We start from the raw sequence: 13,416 nt of genomic DNA, 5'->3' as shown, positions 1-13,416 counted from the left end.
CGTTCATGGTTCTGGTGGACGTTGTGCACGCCGAGGTCGCCCTCGGCGGAACCCTCGCGTGTTACTCGCGGGTACGGCATGCTGGTCGTCCAACGATCGCGAGGCCGGGGGCTGAGACAGCGGTGTCCACATTCGAGGAACTGACCACGGTGCACGCCTACCGGGACGACGCCCTGGGGGAGCACGACGCCGTGGGACTCGCCGCGGCGATACGGCGGGGCGAGGTGAGCGCCGCCGAGGTCGCCAGGGACGCGGCCGAGCGGGTGCGGGCCGTCGAGGGGCGGCTGCACGCCGTTCAGGTACGCGTGGCGGCTCCCGCGCCGGTCGCCGGGGCCGGCGGCGGAGCGCTGGCCGGGGTGCCGACGTTCGTCAAGGACAACACCGACTACCTCGGGCTGCCCACGGGCCACGGCAGCTCCGCCTTCACCCCGAGGACCGCGCGGCGGCACGCGCCCTTCGCCCGGCAGTTCCTGAGCACCGGTGCGACGGTGCTCGGCAAGACCCGTCTGCCCGAGTTCGGCTTCAGCCCGACCACGGAGTACGAGTCCGCCGAGCCCGTGCGCAACCCGTGGAACACGGGATATTCAGCGGGTGGTTCGTCCGGCGGCAGCGCGGCCCTGGTCGCCGCGGGGGCGGTGCCCTTCGCCCATGCCAACGACGGCGGCGGCTCGATCCGTATCCCCGCCGCCTGCTGTGGACTCGTCGGCCTCAAACCGACCCGGGGCCGGGTCGTGAGGAACGCCCAGAGCCGTCAACTGCCCCTGGACATCGTCACCGACGGCATCGTGAGCCGGTCCGTACGGGACACCGCCGCGTTCCTCGCGGCGGCCGAGACGCACTGGCGCAACCCGAAGCTGCCACCCCTCGGCCTGGTCGAGGGCCCCTCGGCGCGGCGGCTTCGCGTCGGATTCCTGGTCGACTCACCCAACGGCGTCCCCACCGACTCCGCCACCCGCGAGGCCGTCACGGAGACCGTGGCCACGCTCGAACGGCTCGGTCACACCGTGGAACCGGTGGAACTGACCCTCGATCCCCGGTTCACCGAGGACTTCCTCACGTACTGGGGGATGCTGTCGTTCCTGCTCGGTGTCACGGGCCGAGGCTTCGGCGCGGACTTCGACCGGCACCGCACGGACGGCCTCAGCCGGGGGCTGCGCGAGGACTACCTCAAGAGCTGGCGGAGCACCCCGGGCGTGCTGCGCCGGCTGGGGCGCACCCGGGAGGCGTACGCGGCGGCGTTCCGCGGGCTCGACCTCGTACTGTCGCCCGTGCTCGCCCACACGACACCACGGCTGGGCCACCTCAGCCCCACCGTTCCCTACCGGACCCTGATCGACCGGATCCTCGCGTACGTCGCCTTCACCCCGGTCAACAACGTCGTCGGCACCCCGTCGCTCTCCCTGCCGGCCGCCCGCCCGACGGAGGAGGGACTGCCCATCGGCGTCATGTTCTCCGGCCGCCCGGGCGCCGAGCGCACCCTCCTGGAACTCGCCTTCGAACTGGAGGCGGACCGCCCCTTCCGACGCGTCCAGGACCTGTGACCGGGAATGAGGTGCGCTGGCCGTCGCCGTACGGGGGTAGACGCCTCCTGAAGTGCGGCGACTCGACACCATGAGCGGCACGCGGATCACGCCGGACGGCCGCGGCCATGCGAACCGTCGTAGGTGAGGCCGGCGACCGGCCCAGGCTCAGCTGCCGCCGCCCAGGGCGCGCCTGAGCTGGTCCTTGTTCATCTTCGACCGGCCGTCGATGTTGCGGCGCTTGGCCTCCTCGTAGAGCTGGTCGTACGTACGCCCCTCGGCACCGCTGTGCGAGCGCCGGCCGCCGCGCTCACCCGAGGACATGTCCTCCCGGGACAACCGGCTGGAGGTCCTGGACTCGCCCTGCCGCGCCCGTTCCTTGTTCACGGTGCGGGCGGCGATCTCCTCGGCGCGCTTCTCGCTCTCGCCGCGCCGCTTCGCGCTCTCCTTGACGTGCTCGTACTGCCGCTCCCGCTTCGGGCTGGATCCGCGAGGCATCGCGTACTCCTTCCGGTGTGACAACGGGGCAGGCTTCCCCCGTCCCCCGGGCGGCTACCCGGCGTCCCGCAGGTCACTCCACCCGCTTCGTCGTGTGTCTGCTCCGGGCCCACAGCGGGAGCGCGAACCAGCACAGCAGGTACCAGGCCAGGACCCCGCCCACGAGCCACGGCACGATCGCGTTGTCGGTGGCCACCCGCAGGATGAGGACGAGCGCGCAGGTGAGGGTGGCCAGCAGGAACACGATGCCGATCAGGATCAGCCGGGACGCCCAGGCGACGGCCTCGGGTTTGATCCTGCGTCCGGAGACGATCCGGTGGAAGGAGACCGGGCCGATGAGGGCTCCGGTGGCCAGCGATCCGAGGACCACGGTCAGGACGTAGATCGCCTTGTCGGCCGCGTCCAGGCTCGCGTACCTGGCGGTGAAGACGACGGTCAGCAGGAAGCCGAGGAGGATCTGTACGCCCGTCTGGGCCACCCGGATCTCCTGCATGAGGTCCTGCCACTGCCGGTCCGCGCGCTCCTCTGTGGTCTCCACCCGCCCCCGGCCGCCCTCGGCCGCCCCTCCGCCGTCCTCGCGTCCGGCCATCCTTCCCACCTTTCGGCTCACCCGCTCCGCCGCGTCTTCGCAGCATCACACGAGAGCGCCCCGCCGGCCGCGCCGCACCGCGCAGGGGAAACGGCAGGACGTACGCCCTCACCGGAATCGTGGACGGGTTCACCGTGTACGACGGGCCGCCCGGGGAACTCGCCGAGGGAGAGGCCCCCGGACCGAGGCGTGGAGCCGACGATGAGCGAACCAGCTCCGACGAGGAGTCAGACCCGTCGCCTCGGACTGCGGGGCCCGGATGCGGTGGTCGCCCGCTGCCGGGACTTCTGCCGCGACGCGCTCACCGACTGGGACTGGCCGGGATCGGCGCCGTCGGCCGGGCTCACGGACGGAGAGCGGCAACTCGCCGTCGAGGACGTCCTGCTACTGGTGTCGGAAGCGGTCACCAACGCCTGCCTCCACGCCGGCGGCCCGACGGAACTCGTGATCCGGCTCGCCCCCGCGCAGCCGGGGACGCCCGAGGGGGCCGCCGGGGTGCGGATCGAGGTGAGCGACCGGGGCGCCGGGATTCCTCGTCTACGGCCACGGGGCGCGCCGGGGCAACCGGGCGGCAACGGGCTGATCGTGATCGACCGGCTCTCCCACGCGTGGGGAGTCGTCAGGAGGGAGGGGGGCAAGTCCGTCTGGATGGAGATCGCGGCGCCGGTCCCCGCCGGCGGGGACCCCGGACCAGCCCTCGGGCTCCCTCACCTCTGAACCCCCGGGCGGTCCGGGGGTTCGGTCGTCAGCGCGGTGCGCAGACCACCGAGGATGCGGCTCAGCAGCCGGGAGACGTGCATCTGCGAGAGGCCGAGGCGCTTGCCTATCTCCGACTGGGTCAGCTCCTCGCCGAACCGCAGCGCCAGGATCGTCCGGTCCCGGGCGCAGAGGGCGGCGACGAGCGGCTTGAGCGTCTCCAGGTTCTCGATCTTCTCGAAGGCCGCGTCGTCGGCGCCGAGACGGCGCGCGAGCAGGCCGGGACCGCCGTCCTCGTCGTCCACGGGCACGTCGAGGGAACGGCTGACGAAGCCGTTCGCGGCGATCCTGCCCTCGCGCAGCTCGGCCTCGCTGACGTGGAGACGCGCGCTGAGCTGCGCGTCCGTCGGCGGCCTGCCCAGCTCCTGTTCGAGGGCCTCGTTCGCCTTCGCCAGGTCGAGCCGCAGTTCCTGGAGGCGGCGGGGTACATGGACGCTCCAGCCGGTGTCCCGCAGATGCCGTCTGATCTCGCCGAGCACGGTCGGCAGCGCGAAGGACATGAACTCGCACCCGCGCCCGGGGTCGAACCGGTTGATCGCCTTGATCAGACCCACGGTGCCGACCTGGACGACGTCCTCCCAGGACTCGCCGGAGCGGCGGAACCGGGTCGCCGCGTACTTCACCAGGCTGAGGTTCAGCTCGACCAGGGTGTTCCGTACGTACGAGTAGGTGGCCGTGCCCTCCTCCAGCGACCGGAGCCGCCGGAAAAGGATCACCGACAGCGCACGGGCGTCGGCGGTGCTGACCGTCAGCGGATCCGCGATCTCCGGAAGATCGTCGGCCACGCGGGAGGCGAGGCCGTCGGCTGTTCTGGCGGTGCTGCTGCGGTTCGGCATGCAAAGGCTCCTCAAGGAGGCCCCCATGTCCTCCTACCCACTCACGCGCCCGGGAAGCGGAGCGGGCACCGGTCGTGAGGCGCGGGAACGGACCGTGAGGAAAGGGAATGGCGCGCGTCCGGCGGGGAAGGGGCCCCTTGGAGGGAACAGGGCGAGGAGAAGAGATCGGGTGGGAAGAACAGTGACCGCAGGGCATCGCACAACGGACGGGAACGGACCCCCGATCCCACGTGACGCTGCCGAGGCGCGCGCCCTCGTGGCGAAAGCGCTGGCGGTGGGGGCGTCCGGGCACGGGAGCGCGCCGTCACCCGTCGCACTCGGGGACGCGCTGCTCGTGACGTCCGAGCTCGTGACCAACGCGCTCCGTCACGGGGGCGGCCTCACCGGCTTCGACGTGGAACTCGACCCGACGGAGGTGACGATCTCCGTCGCGGACGCGAGCGACGAGCTGCCGCACCCCTCGGGCCCCTCGGGTCCGGAGCGGGCCGCCGGCCTGCCGGAAGGCGGCTTCGGGTGGCCCATGATCAGGCTGCTCGCCCTTGAGGTCAGGCTGAGTCTGCCCTCGGAGGGAGGCAAGACCATCGAGGTACGGCTGCCGCTGCACTGACGTGCACGAGGAGGAGGGCGAGTCGAGCGGGCCGCCCGCGACGGCATCCGCCGCCCGCCCGGCTCACCGGTTCAGGAACTCGGCGCACCGGTACGGGCCGAGCACCGTGTCCCCGGGCGCCCGCAGGGTGACCTCCACGTCGTCGGCCCTGACCTCGGGATCGAGCACGGACTGAGCGCGGGCCAGCGTGCACACCAGCTGCCCGGTGCCCAGGTCGCGGCCCGTCTCCTCGTACGGCTCCTCCAGGCGTACGGTGACCCGGGTGCCGTGCCCGGTCACCCCGTACCCGCCGATCCGGACGAGGTTGGTGAGGCCGTCGCGCTGCTCGGCGGGCGGCGGGCCGGAGGCGAGCAGCTTCACCACCGTGGCGAGGTTCTCGATCTCCCTGTCGAGCACGGGCACCCCGCGCAGCCCGCTGTCGGACGCGTAGTACAGCCGGACGCCCCGGGTCGGCCCGGAGGCCGCCTCGCCCGCGCCTATCACCCCGGTCGGCCGGACACCGCACCCCACCAGGGCGACGCCGAGAGCCACGGCGACCACCGGTCCGCGTATCCTCACCGCGCCTCCTCCCCGGTACGCCGCAGGGGCAGGCGCAGGGTGAACACCGCACCGCCCTCGGGCCCTTCGGTGACATCGATCGTGCCGCCGTGCAGCCGCGCGTTCTCCAGCGCGATCGCCGTTCCCAGGCCGCTGCCGTGCCCGCCGTCGTCGTCCGAGCCCCGCGTCCGCGCCGCGTCCGCCTTGTAGAACCGGTCGAAGACCCGCTCACGGACCTCCGGCGACAGTCCGGGACCGTGGTCGGCGACCGCCACCGTCACCCAGGAGCCGTCCGCCGTGGCCGTCGTGCCGAGGGTCACGGTGACGGGCGGGGCGCCGTGCCGCAGCGCGTTGCCCACCAGGTTCGCGACGATCACGTCGACCCGGCGCCGGTCGACGACCGCGCGCACCCCCTCGTCGAGCCGGGTCGTCACCCGGTCCGTCCAGCCGCGCAGCGCCAGCGAGCCCCGTACCGTGTCGGCGAGGTCCGTCTCGGCCGCGTTCAGCCGGACCGCGTGGGCGTCGAAGCGGGAGATCTCCATCAGGTCCTCGACGAGCCGCGAGAGCCGCGCCGTCTCCGCGCCCACGGTCCGGGCCGCCCGCGCCGCGTCCGGCGGCAGCTGGTCGGCGTCCTCCTCCAGGACGGTCGCGACCATCGTCATCGCCGCGAGGGGTGTGCGCAGTTCGTGCGACACGTCCGCCACGAAGCGGCGTGCCCGCGCCTCCTGCTCCCGCAGACGCGCGTCCGAGGCCTGGAGGGCGTCCGCCGTGTCGTTGAACGTCCGCGCCAGATCGGCGAGTTCGTCGTGACCCTTCACCGTGACCCGGCTGCCGAGATCCCCGGCCGCGAGTCCGCGCGTGGCCCGCCCCAGCTTCCGTACGGGCCGGAGCACGGTGCCCGCCGCGAGCAGCGCCAGGACGGCGGCCAGCACCACCACCGGCAGGACGCCCGCGCGCACGGAGTCCAACAGCGCCTCGGTGTCGTCCCGTTCGGCCCGCAGATCGGTGATCACGAAGACCTCCAGGCCGGAGGTGCGCCGGTCCCCGTCCGCGTACGTCACGGGCGTCCCGACCACCAGATACGGTTCGCCGCGCCACTCCACCCGCTGGAACCGGGCCCCGTCCCCGGCCCGTACGGCGGCCCGCAGCTCGGCGGTGATCCGGCCCTCCGTGTCGGCCAGCGAGTCGGAGACCGCGACGAGGTCCTGGTAGCGGGCGACGACGATCCGGGCGCCGAGACCGTCCGAGACCTTCGCCGCGAACCGGGCGAGCGACCGCCGGTCGGGCGGCAGGTCGAAGTCGGCGGCGACCGCCGTGACCCGTGTCCGTACGTCGTTCACGGCGGCGTCCTGGGTGCGCCGCAGGACGGCGGTGCGGGCGTCCCGGTAGGCGAGCGCGGTCGCGGTGACCGCGCTGACGAGCGCGACCACCACGAACGTGACGACCAGACGGGTCCGCAGCCCTCCGACGAGCCGCCGCTTCCGACCGGCGCTCCCGGCGCGCCCGGACTCCGCCGACCGGCCGCTCACAGCGGGCCGAAACGGTAGCCGAAACCCCGTACCGTCTGGACGTACCGAGGCCGCGCCGGTACGTCCTCCAGCTTCGACCGCAGCCGGCCGACGGCCGCGTCCACCAGCCGCGAGTCACCGAGGAAGGTGTGGTCCCAGACCGAGGCGAGGAGCTGTTCGCGGCTGAAGACCCGGCCGGGGGAGGCCGAGAGCTCCAGGAGCAGCCGCAGCTCGGTGGGCGGCAGCGGGACCGTGACACCGTGCTTGGAGACGGTCAGCCCGGCGCGGTCGATCACGAGCCCGGCGTGATCGGCGGCGTCCGCCCGCGTCCGCCCCGAGGGTTCCGCGCGCCGCAGCGCGGCCCGGATGCGGGCCTCGAGGACGGGCGCGGTGACCGGCTTGACCACGTAGTCGTCGGCGCCCGCCTCCAGACCCGTCACGATGTCGTGGTCGTCGCCGCGCGCGGTCAGCATGATGACCGGCAGCGTGGCCGTCCGGGCGCGGATCCCCCGGCACACCTCGAAGCCGTTCATGCCGGGCAGCATCAGGTCGAGGACGGCCAGTTCGATCCTTCCGCCGCCGGGGGAGTCGAGCAGCGCGAGCGCCTCCTCGCCGGTGGCGGCCGTGTCGACGCCGTACCCGTGCCGGCGCAGCACGAGCTCCATCCCGTCCCGTACGGACGCGTCGTCCTCGATCAGCAGTACATGCGGCATACGGTCGATTATGGGTGCCGCGAACACCCGTCCGGCGCCTCCACGGGGGGCCGGCCCGCAGGTCGGGGGCATTGTTACGTTCCCATCATGTCGCCATGGAACCGTCATCACGTGCCCTGGCGAGGGTGGGCGCATGACCCCGAAGACAACCCCCCGTGCCACCGCCCGGCTGCGCCTGACGGCGCTCGCCGTGCTCCCCGTCCTCGCCTTCTCCGCGGCCTGCGGCAGCGGTGACGGCGCCGGCGGCGCACGGAAGAGCGAGGACATCGCCTCCGCGCCGGAGACCGCCGCGGCCTCGCCGTCCACGAAGGCCGACGGCGGCCCGAGCACCCGGCCCGCCGGGAACAGCGCCTTCTACGACGCCCAGCTCGCCTATGTCCGCTGCATGCGCGTCAAGGGCGGCTACAAGGACTACCCGGACCCGAAGCTCAGCGGTCACCTCGACTGGGCGAAGGTCGACGAGATCGCGTCGCGGCCCGGCCAGATGGAGGCCGCCAAGGGCGGCAGGAACGGCGTCTGCGTGACCGAACTCCAGAAGGTCATGCTGGCCGAACCCGAGCGGGACCAGCAGAAGGACTACGAGTCGATGCTCGCGCACGCCACCTGCATGCGCGACCACGGTGTCTCCCGGTTCGCCAACCCGACGATGAGCGGTGGCAACGCCCAGCCCGGCGGCGACCCGAACCCGGCCTCCCCGACCATCGACAGCCACTCACCGGTGTACAAGGCGGCCCGTGAGGCGTGCGCGACGAAGCTCCTCGACGGCCTGGACGGCATGCAGTGAGGCGCCGCACCGCCTTCCGCGCGCTCGCCGCGGTCACCGTCGCCGCGGCCGTCACCGGAGGCGCCGTGCTCCTCGGCGCCGGGGACCTCGGTGTCCTCGGGGGCCGGGGCGACGGCGGCTCCGGCGGCCCGGGGAAGGGCGGCGGCCTGCCGCCCGCCACCGCCGCCGTCGTCCGCACCGACCTCGTCCGCTCCAAGACCGTCGACGGCAGCCTCGACTTCGCCCAGCGGCGCGCCGTCAGGTCCGCCGTCGAGGGCACGGTCACCGTGGCCGCCCCCGAAGGCCGGACGCTCACCAGGGGACAGGCCCTCTACGAGCTGAACGACAAACCCGTCACCCTCCTCTACGGGCCGGTCCCGATGTTCCGCGAGATGAAGCCCGGCGACCGGGGGAGCGACGTCCTCCAGCTGGAGCGCAACCTCCGCGACCTCGGCTACGGCGCGGGCCTCCCTGTCGACACCCGGTACGACGAGGACACCGCCGCCGCCGTCACACGGTGGCAGAAGTTCCTGAACCGCGAGCCCACCGGCAGGGTCGGCAGGGGTGACGTCGTCTTCCAGCCCGGCCGCGTCAAGGTGGTCTCCGCCGACGCGGCGCTCGCCGACCGGGTCGGCCCCGACACGGCCGTCCTGACCGTGGCCTCCACGAGCCCCGTCGTCCGGGCGCGACTGGACCAGTCCGACGGCGCGCTCACCTCACGGGGCACCAAGGTCGAGGTCACCCTGCCCAGCGGCAGGACCGTGGCCGGACGCGTGGCGGGCACCGTACGCCCCGAGGAGACCGGCCCCGACGGGGCTCCTGCCTCCCAGGAGGGCATCGTCGTCGAGGTCGTCCTCGACGGCGGCGCGAACGCCGCAGCCGGCGAGGACACCAGGGCGACGGCCAGTGTGAAGTTCGTCAGCGAGGCCAGGAAGGGCGTCCTCGCCGTACCCGTCGAAGCGGTCCTCGCCCTGCGCGGCGAGAACGGCGGCTACGGCCTCCAGGTCGTCCGGGGCACCACCACGACCACCGTCCGGGTGGAGACCGGCATGACCGCCGACGGACAGATCGAGGTCAGCGGCCCGGACCTGCGCGAGGGCATGAAGGTCGGAGTGGCGGCGTCATGACCCCCGACCCGGTGATCGAACTGCGCGACGCCTCCAAGTCGTACCCCGGCGGCGTCCACGCCCTGCGCGGCGTGAACCTCACCGTCGACGAGGGCGAACTGCTCGCCGTCGTCGGCCCGTCCGGCTCCGGCAAGTCCACGATGCTGCACGTCATGGGCACCCTGGACAAACCCACCGGCGGCACCGTCCGGATCGCCGGTCACGACGTGTCCGCGCTCTCCGACGCCCGGCTCTCCGCCCTGCGCGCCCGCCACATCGGCTTCGTCTTCCAGCACTTCCACCTCGCGGCGGGACGTGACGCCGTCGACAACGTCGCCGACGGACTGCTCTACGCGGGCGTGCCGGCGCGCGAACGGCGCGCGCGGGCCCGGGAGGCCCTGGCCCGGGTACGGCTCGACCACCGCCGCTCCCACACGCCCAACGAACTCTCCGGCGGCGAGAAACAGCGCGTGGCCATCGCCCGCGCGCTCGTCGGAGACCCGCGACTGCTGCTCGCGGACGAACCCACGGGGGCGCTCGACACCGCGTCGGGCGAGATCGTCATGGAGCTGCTGCACGAGCTGAACGCGTCGGGGACGACCATCTGCGTGATCACCCACGACAACGGGATCGCGGCCTCGCTGCCGCGCCGGGTCCGCTTCCGGGACGGCGAGATCGTCGCGGACGAACGCGGCGCCACCGCCGGGAAGGAGGTCTCCCCGTGAGAGGAACCCACCGGGCGCGGAGCCCCCGTGGCGCGAACGCCACCGATGCGGCGGGCGGCGCATCCACGTCCGCCCCCGCCGCCGCCCGCGTCCTCAAGCCCGCCCGGCTCTCCCTGAGCGATGTGTTCCGGGTCGGAGCCGTCGGGCTCCGCGCCCGACGCGCGCGCGTGGTCCTCTCCGCGCTCGGTATCGCCATCGGCATCGCGACCATGGTCGCCGTCGTCGGACTGTCCGAGTCGAGCCGGGCGGACCTCATGGCACGGCTCGACCGGCTCGGCACCAACCTCCTCACCGCCGAGGCCGGCAAGGACGCCCAGGGAAGGGAGGTGAAACTGCCCAGGAACGCCGTCGCCATGGTCGAGCGCATCGGCCCGGTCCAGCACGCCACGGCCACCGGCGACGTCGACGCCCGCATCCGCCGCAGCGACCTGGTGCCCGAGGAGCGCACCGCGGGCGTCACCACCCAGGCGGTCCGCACGGACCTCCTTGCCGCGCTCGGCGGCGAGGTCGCCGAGGGCGCCTGGCTGGACCCGGCCGGCGAACGCCTGCCGGTCACGGTCCTCGGAGCGGTGGCCGCCGACCGCCTCGGCATCACCCGCACCGGCGAGACGATCATGATGAACGACACCCGCGTGGTCGTCATCGGCATTCTGCGGCCCATCGAACTCGTCCCCGGCCTCGACCGGGTCGCGATGGTCGGATTCCCCGCCGCCGAAAGCCACTTCGGCTTCGACGGCCACCCCACCACCGTCTTCGAGCGCTCCACGGACTCCTCGGTGGAGGACGTACGGGCGGTCCTGGCCCGCACCATCAGCCCGGGGAACGAGTCGGTCGTCAAGGTGTCCCGGCCCTCCGACGCGCTGGCCGCCAAAGCCGCGACCGACAAGGGCCTGACCGCCCTGATGCTGGGACTGGGCGCGGTGGCCCTCCTGGTCGGCGGCGTCGGCGTCGCCAACACCATGGTCATCTCCGTACTGGAGCGCCGTCAGGAGATCGGCCTGCGCCGCTCCCTCGGCGCGACCCGCACCGCGATCCGGCTCCAGTTCCTCACCGAGTCGCTGCTCCTGTCGGCGCTGGGCGGGGCGACGGGGGCGGTCCTCGGCGCGGCGGCGACGTTCGGCTTCGCACGGGTGCAGGGGTGGACGGCGGTGGTGCCGCCCTGGTCCCTGGCGGGCGGCCTGGCCGTCACCCTCGCCATCGGCGTCATCGCCGGGCTCTACCCGGCGATCCGCGCCTCCCGCCTCCACCCCACGGTGGCGCTGAACGCGACATGACAGGACGAGGGGGCCCGGGCCGGGCCCCCTCGAAGACCCGCCGCGTGCCTACCGGCGTACCGTGTTGTCCGTCTTGAGATCCTCGACCGCCTCGTCGAACTCGTCGAGCTTGTCGGGGCAGTAGACCTGGAGCACGATCCGCTCCGCCTGCACCGCCTTCGTGTCGGCGATGACCGGACGCATGCCCGGACCGGTGGCGCCGTTGGAGAGCTCCTCCATGCGGTAGAGCGCCTTTCTGAGGGCGTTGCCGGGGGCCGCGCAGACCTCGCCGCCGTCGGTGCCCAGCAGACGCTGGGTGTTCTCCAGGTCGGGGGCCGGGTAGCCGGCCTTCACCAGCTCCTCGCTGAGCTGGGTCGCCTTGTCGGCGGTCGCGTCGCTCCGCTTGAAGTTGTTGTACTGGATCAGACCGGTCACGGTCAGCCCGACGAGGATGACGATCGCGCCGATGTAGATCCACTTGTGCTCGGAAGCGAATCGGGTGGGGCTCATGAGGTCCCTGCCTCACCCCGGGCGGCGGGGGAGCGCCAGCTCGGCTTGCGGAACTTGAGGAAGGCCCACGGGATGAGCAGGCCGAGGATGATCAGACCGCCGCCGACGATGACGATGTACGACCAGACGCTGCCGCTGCCGAACTGCGAGGGCGGGACGAAGCCGATGGCGAGTGCCGCGAGCGAGGAGAGCAGACCGACGGAGCACAGCACCCCCAGGGCGGGTGCCCGGTAGCCGCGCGGGTGGTCGGGCTGGTTCTTCCGCAGGCGCATGGCGGCGGCGAACATCAGCAGGTAGACGATGAGGTACACCTGCGTGGTGATCGTCGAGAAGATCCAGTAGACGCTGGACACATTGGGGATGAGCGCGTACATCAGGGCGATGATCGAGGTGACGATGCCCTGGGTGACGAGGATGTTCTGCTGGATGCCGAACTTGTTGAGCTTCTGCAGGAACGGCGGCAGATAGCCCTCGCTGCGTGAGATCTCCAGCAGGCCCTTGGACGGTCCGGCCAGCCAGGTCAGCATGCCGCCGAGCGAGGCGGAGATCAGCATGACGGCGGCGATCGGGGTCATCCAGCCGATGTTGAAGTACGAGAAGAACGCGTCGAACGCCTGCATCACGCCCGCGGTCAGGCTGAGCTGGTCGGCCGGGACGACCCAGCTGATCGCGAGCGCGGGGAGGATGAAGATCAGCAGGACGAGTCCCATCGCCAGGAACATCGACTTCGGGTACTCCTTCGGCGGGTCCTTCAGCGAGGAGACGTGAACGGCGTTCATCTCCATCCCGGAGTAGGAGAGGAAGTTGTTGACGATGAGCACGAGGCTGGCCAGGCCCGTCCACTGGGGGAGCAGATGGCTGCTGTCCATCGGCGCCGCTGACGGGTTGCCCTGGCCGAGGAAGACCATGCCGAGGACGACGAGGACGGTGCCGGGCACGAGCGTGCCGATGACGAGGCCCCAGCTCGACAGCCCGGCCAGCGCCTTCGTACCGCGCGAGGAGACCCAGACACCGGTCCAGTACAGGACCATGATGACGATCGCCGTGTAGACGCCGTTGTCGGCGAGCGAGGGATCGATGACGTACGCGATCGTGCTGGCCACGAACGCCAGCAGGCTCGGGTAGTAGAAGATCGTCATCGCGAACTGGCACCACACCGCGAGGAACCCGAGGGGCTTCGTAAGCCCCTCCGCGACCCAGCGGTACACACCGCCGGACCACCCCGACGCCAGCTCGGCCGAGATCAGCGCGGTCGGCAGCAGGAACACGATCGCCGGGACGAGATAGAGGAAGACGCACGCCAGGCCGTAGACGGCCATGGTCGGCGCGGCTCGAAGACTGGCGACCGAGGCGGTGGTCATGAGGGCCAGCGTCACCCAGGTGAGGGTGGGCGTGGCCGCCGACCTCGCCACCGGCCGTGCCTCCGGTTTCGGCAGATCTGATGGGACGTCCATGGAACTCATCGGACACACCTCGCGTGGGACGGACGGAATGC

At 72.4% G+C, this 13,416-nt stretch carries 15 protein-coding genes; 7 read left to right on the top strand and 8 right to left on the bottom strand.

What is annotated here, in order from left to right; genetic code table 11:
• Positions 1 to 122: 122 nt before the first annotated feature.
• Positions 123 to 1,541 (top strand): amidase, encoded by a 1,419-nt coding sequence (locus tag V4Y03_RS02350; protein ID WP_332433820.1) that lies wholly within the window; start codon positions 123 to 125, stop codon positions 1,539 to 1,541.
• A 147-nt stretch (positions 1,542 to 1,688) separates the two neighbouring features.
• Here the strand turns inward: V4Y03_RS02350 and V4Y03_RS02345 are convergent, their stop codons facing one another.
• Complete coding sequence (locus V4Y03_RS02345) at positions 1,689 to 2,018, bottom strand: plasmid stabilization protein (protein WP_332433819.1); 330 nt, start codon at positions 2,016 to 2,018, stop codon at positions 1,689 to 1,691.
• A 73-nt stretch (positions 2,019 to 2,091) separates the two neighbouring features.
• A complete protein-coding gene (locus V4Y03_RS02340) occupies positions 2,092 to 2,607 on the bottom strand; it encodes a DUF6328 family protein (RefSeq protein ID WP_332433818.1) in 516 nt (171 codons plus the stop codon).
• Positions 2,608 to 2,808: 201 nt separating this feature from the next.
• On the opposite strand from V4Y03_RS02340, the gene V4Y03_RS02335 reads away from it, so the two are divergent.
• Positions 2,809 to 3,324: an ATP-binding protein gene (locus V4Y03_RS02335; RefSeq protein ID WP_332433817.1), complete on the top strand. Its 516-nt coding sequence runs from the start codon at positions 2,809 to 2,811 to the stop codon at positions 3,322 to 3,324.
• On the opposite strand, the gene V4Y03_RS02330 is transcribed toward V4Y03_RS02335, so the two are convergent.
• Positions 3,315 to 4,199 carry a SigB/SigF/SigG family RNA polymerase sigma factor gene (locus V4Y03_RS02330; RefSeq protein ID WP_332433816.1) on the bottom strand — a complete coding sequence of 295 codons (885 nt, stop codon included), beginning with the start codon at positions 4,197 to 4,199 and terminating at the stop codon, positions 3,315 to 3,317. The two genes, V4Y03_RS02335 and V4Y03_RS02330, sit on opposite strands and share 10 nt — an antisense overlap.
• A 256-nt stretch (positions 4,200 to 4,455) precedes the next feature.
• On the opposite strand from V4Y03_RS02330, the gene V4Y03_RS02325 reads away from it, so the two are divergent.
• Positions 4,456 to 4,806, top strand: coding sequence for an ATP-binding protein (locus V4Y03_RS02325; protein WP_332433815.1), 351 nt, complete (start codon positions 4,456 to 4,458; stop codon positions 4,804 to 4,806).
• A gap of 63 nt (positions 4,807 to 4,869) precedes the next feature.
• Here V4Y03_RS02325 and V4Y03_RS02320 read toward each other — a convergent pair whose 3' ends face one another.
• Genes V4Y03_RS02320 through V4Y03_RS02310 form a run of 3 tightly spaced genes read right to left on the bottom strand, consistent with a single transcriptional unit; the run spans position 4,870 to position 7,564 of the window.
• On the bottom strand, positions 4,870 to 5,364 hold the full coding sequence (locus V4Y03_RS02320) for a hypothetical protein (RefSeq protein WP_317873291.1): 495 nt from the start codon (positions 5,362 to 5,364) through the stop codon (positions 4,870 to 4,872).
• Positions 5,361 to 6,872 carry a HAMP domain-containing sensor histidine kinase gene (locus V4Y03_RS02315; protein WP_332433814.1) on the bottom strand — a complete coding sequence of 504 codons (1,512 nt, stop codon included), beginning with the start codon at positions 6,870 to 6,872 and terminating at the stop codon, positions 5,361 to 5,363. The genes V4Y03_RS02320 and V4Y03_RS02315 overlap by 4 nt, the downstream gene beginning before the upstream one ends.
• Positions 6,869 to 7,564 (bottom strand): response regulator transcription factor, encoded by a 696-nt coding sequence (locus tag V4Y03_RS02310; protein ID WP_317873289.1) that lies wholly within the window; start codon positions 7,562 to 7,564, stop codon positions 6,869 to 6,871. The genes V4Y03_RS02315 and V4Y03_RS02310 overlap by 4 nt, the downstream gene beginning before the upstream one ends.
• Before the next feature lie 133 nt (positions 7,565 to 7,697).
• On the opposite strand from V4Y03_RS02310, the gene V4Y03_RS02305 reads away from it, so the two are divergent.
• The 4 genes from V4Y03_RS02305 (at position 7,698) to V4Y03_RS02290 (ending at position 11,432) form a co-directional block, all read left to right on the top strand.
• Positions 7,698 to 8,348: a hypothetical protein gene (locus V4Y03_RS02305; RefSeq protein WP_317873288.1), complete on the top strand. Its 651-nt coding sequence runs from the start codon at positions 7,698 to 7,700 to the stop codon at positions 8,346 to 8,348.
• Positions 8,345 to 9,454, top strand: coding sequence for a peptidoglycan-binding domain-containing protein (locus V4Y03_RS02300; protein WP_332433813.1), 1,110 nt, complete (start codon positions 8,345 to 8,347; stop codon positions 9,452 to 9,454). The genes V4Y03_RS02305 and V4Y03_RS02300 overlap by 4 nt, the downstream gene beginning before the upstream one ends.
• Positions 9,451 to 10,158: an ABC transporter ATP-binding protein gene (locus V4Y03_RS02295; RefSeq protein ID WP_317873286.1), complete on the top strand. Its 708-nt coding sequence runs from the start codon at positions 9,451 to 9,453 to the stop codon at positions 10,156 to 10,158. Before V4Y03_RS02300 ends, V4Y03_RS02295 begins: the two co-directional genes overlap by 4 nt.
• Before the next feature lie 113 nt (positions 10,159 to 10,271).
• Positions 10,272 to 11,432 (top strand): ABC transporter permease, encoded by a 1,161-nt coding sequence (locus V4Y03_RS02290; protein ID WP_332437089.1) that lies wholly within the window; start codon positions 10,272 to 10,274, stop codon positions 11,430 to 11,432.
• 48 nt (positions 11,433 to 11,480) lie between these two features.
• On the opposite strand, the gene V4Y03_RS02285 is transcribed toward V4Y03_RS02290, so the two are convergent.
• Positions 11,481 to 11,921 carry a hypothetical protein gene (locus V4Y03_RS02285; protein WP_317873285.1) on the bottom strand — a complete coding sequence of 147 codons (441 nt, stop codon included), beginning with the start codon at positions 11,919 to 11,921 and terminating at the stop codon, positions 11,481 to 11,483.
• The gene (locus V4Y03_RS02280) at positions 11,918 to 13,384 is read right to left on the bottom strand and encodes an APC family permease (RefSeq protein ID WP_317873284.1); all 1,467 of its coding nucleotides are present in this window, start codon (positions 13,382 to 13,384) and stop codon (positions 11,918 to 11,920) included. The genes V4Y03_RS02285 and V4Y03_RS02280 overlap by 4 nt, the downstream gene beginning before the upstream one ends.
• Positions 13,385 to 13,416 lie beyond the last annotated feature (32 nt).

The organism is Streptomyces sp. P9-A4 (genome assembly GCF_036634195.1).
Taxonomy (GTDB): domain Bacteria; phylum Actinomycetota; class Actinomycetes; order Streptomycetales; family Streptomycetaceae; genus Streptomyces.
Note: the sequence above shows the minus strand (reverse complement) of the source record. Positions and strands in the feature narration are given on the sequence as shown.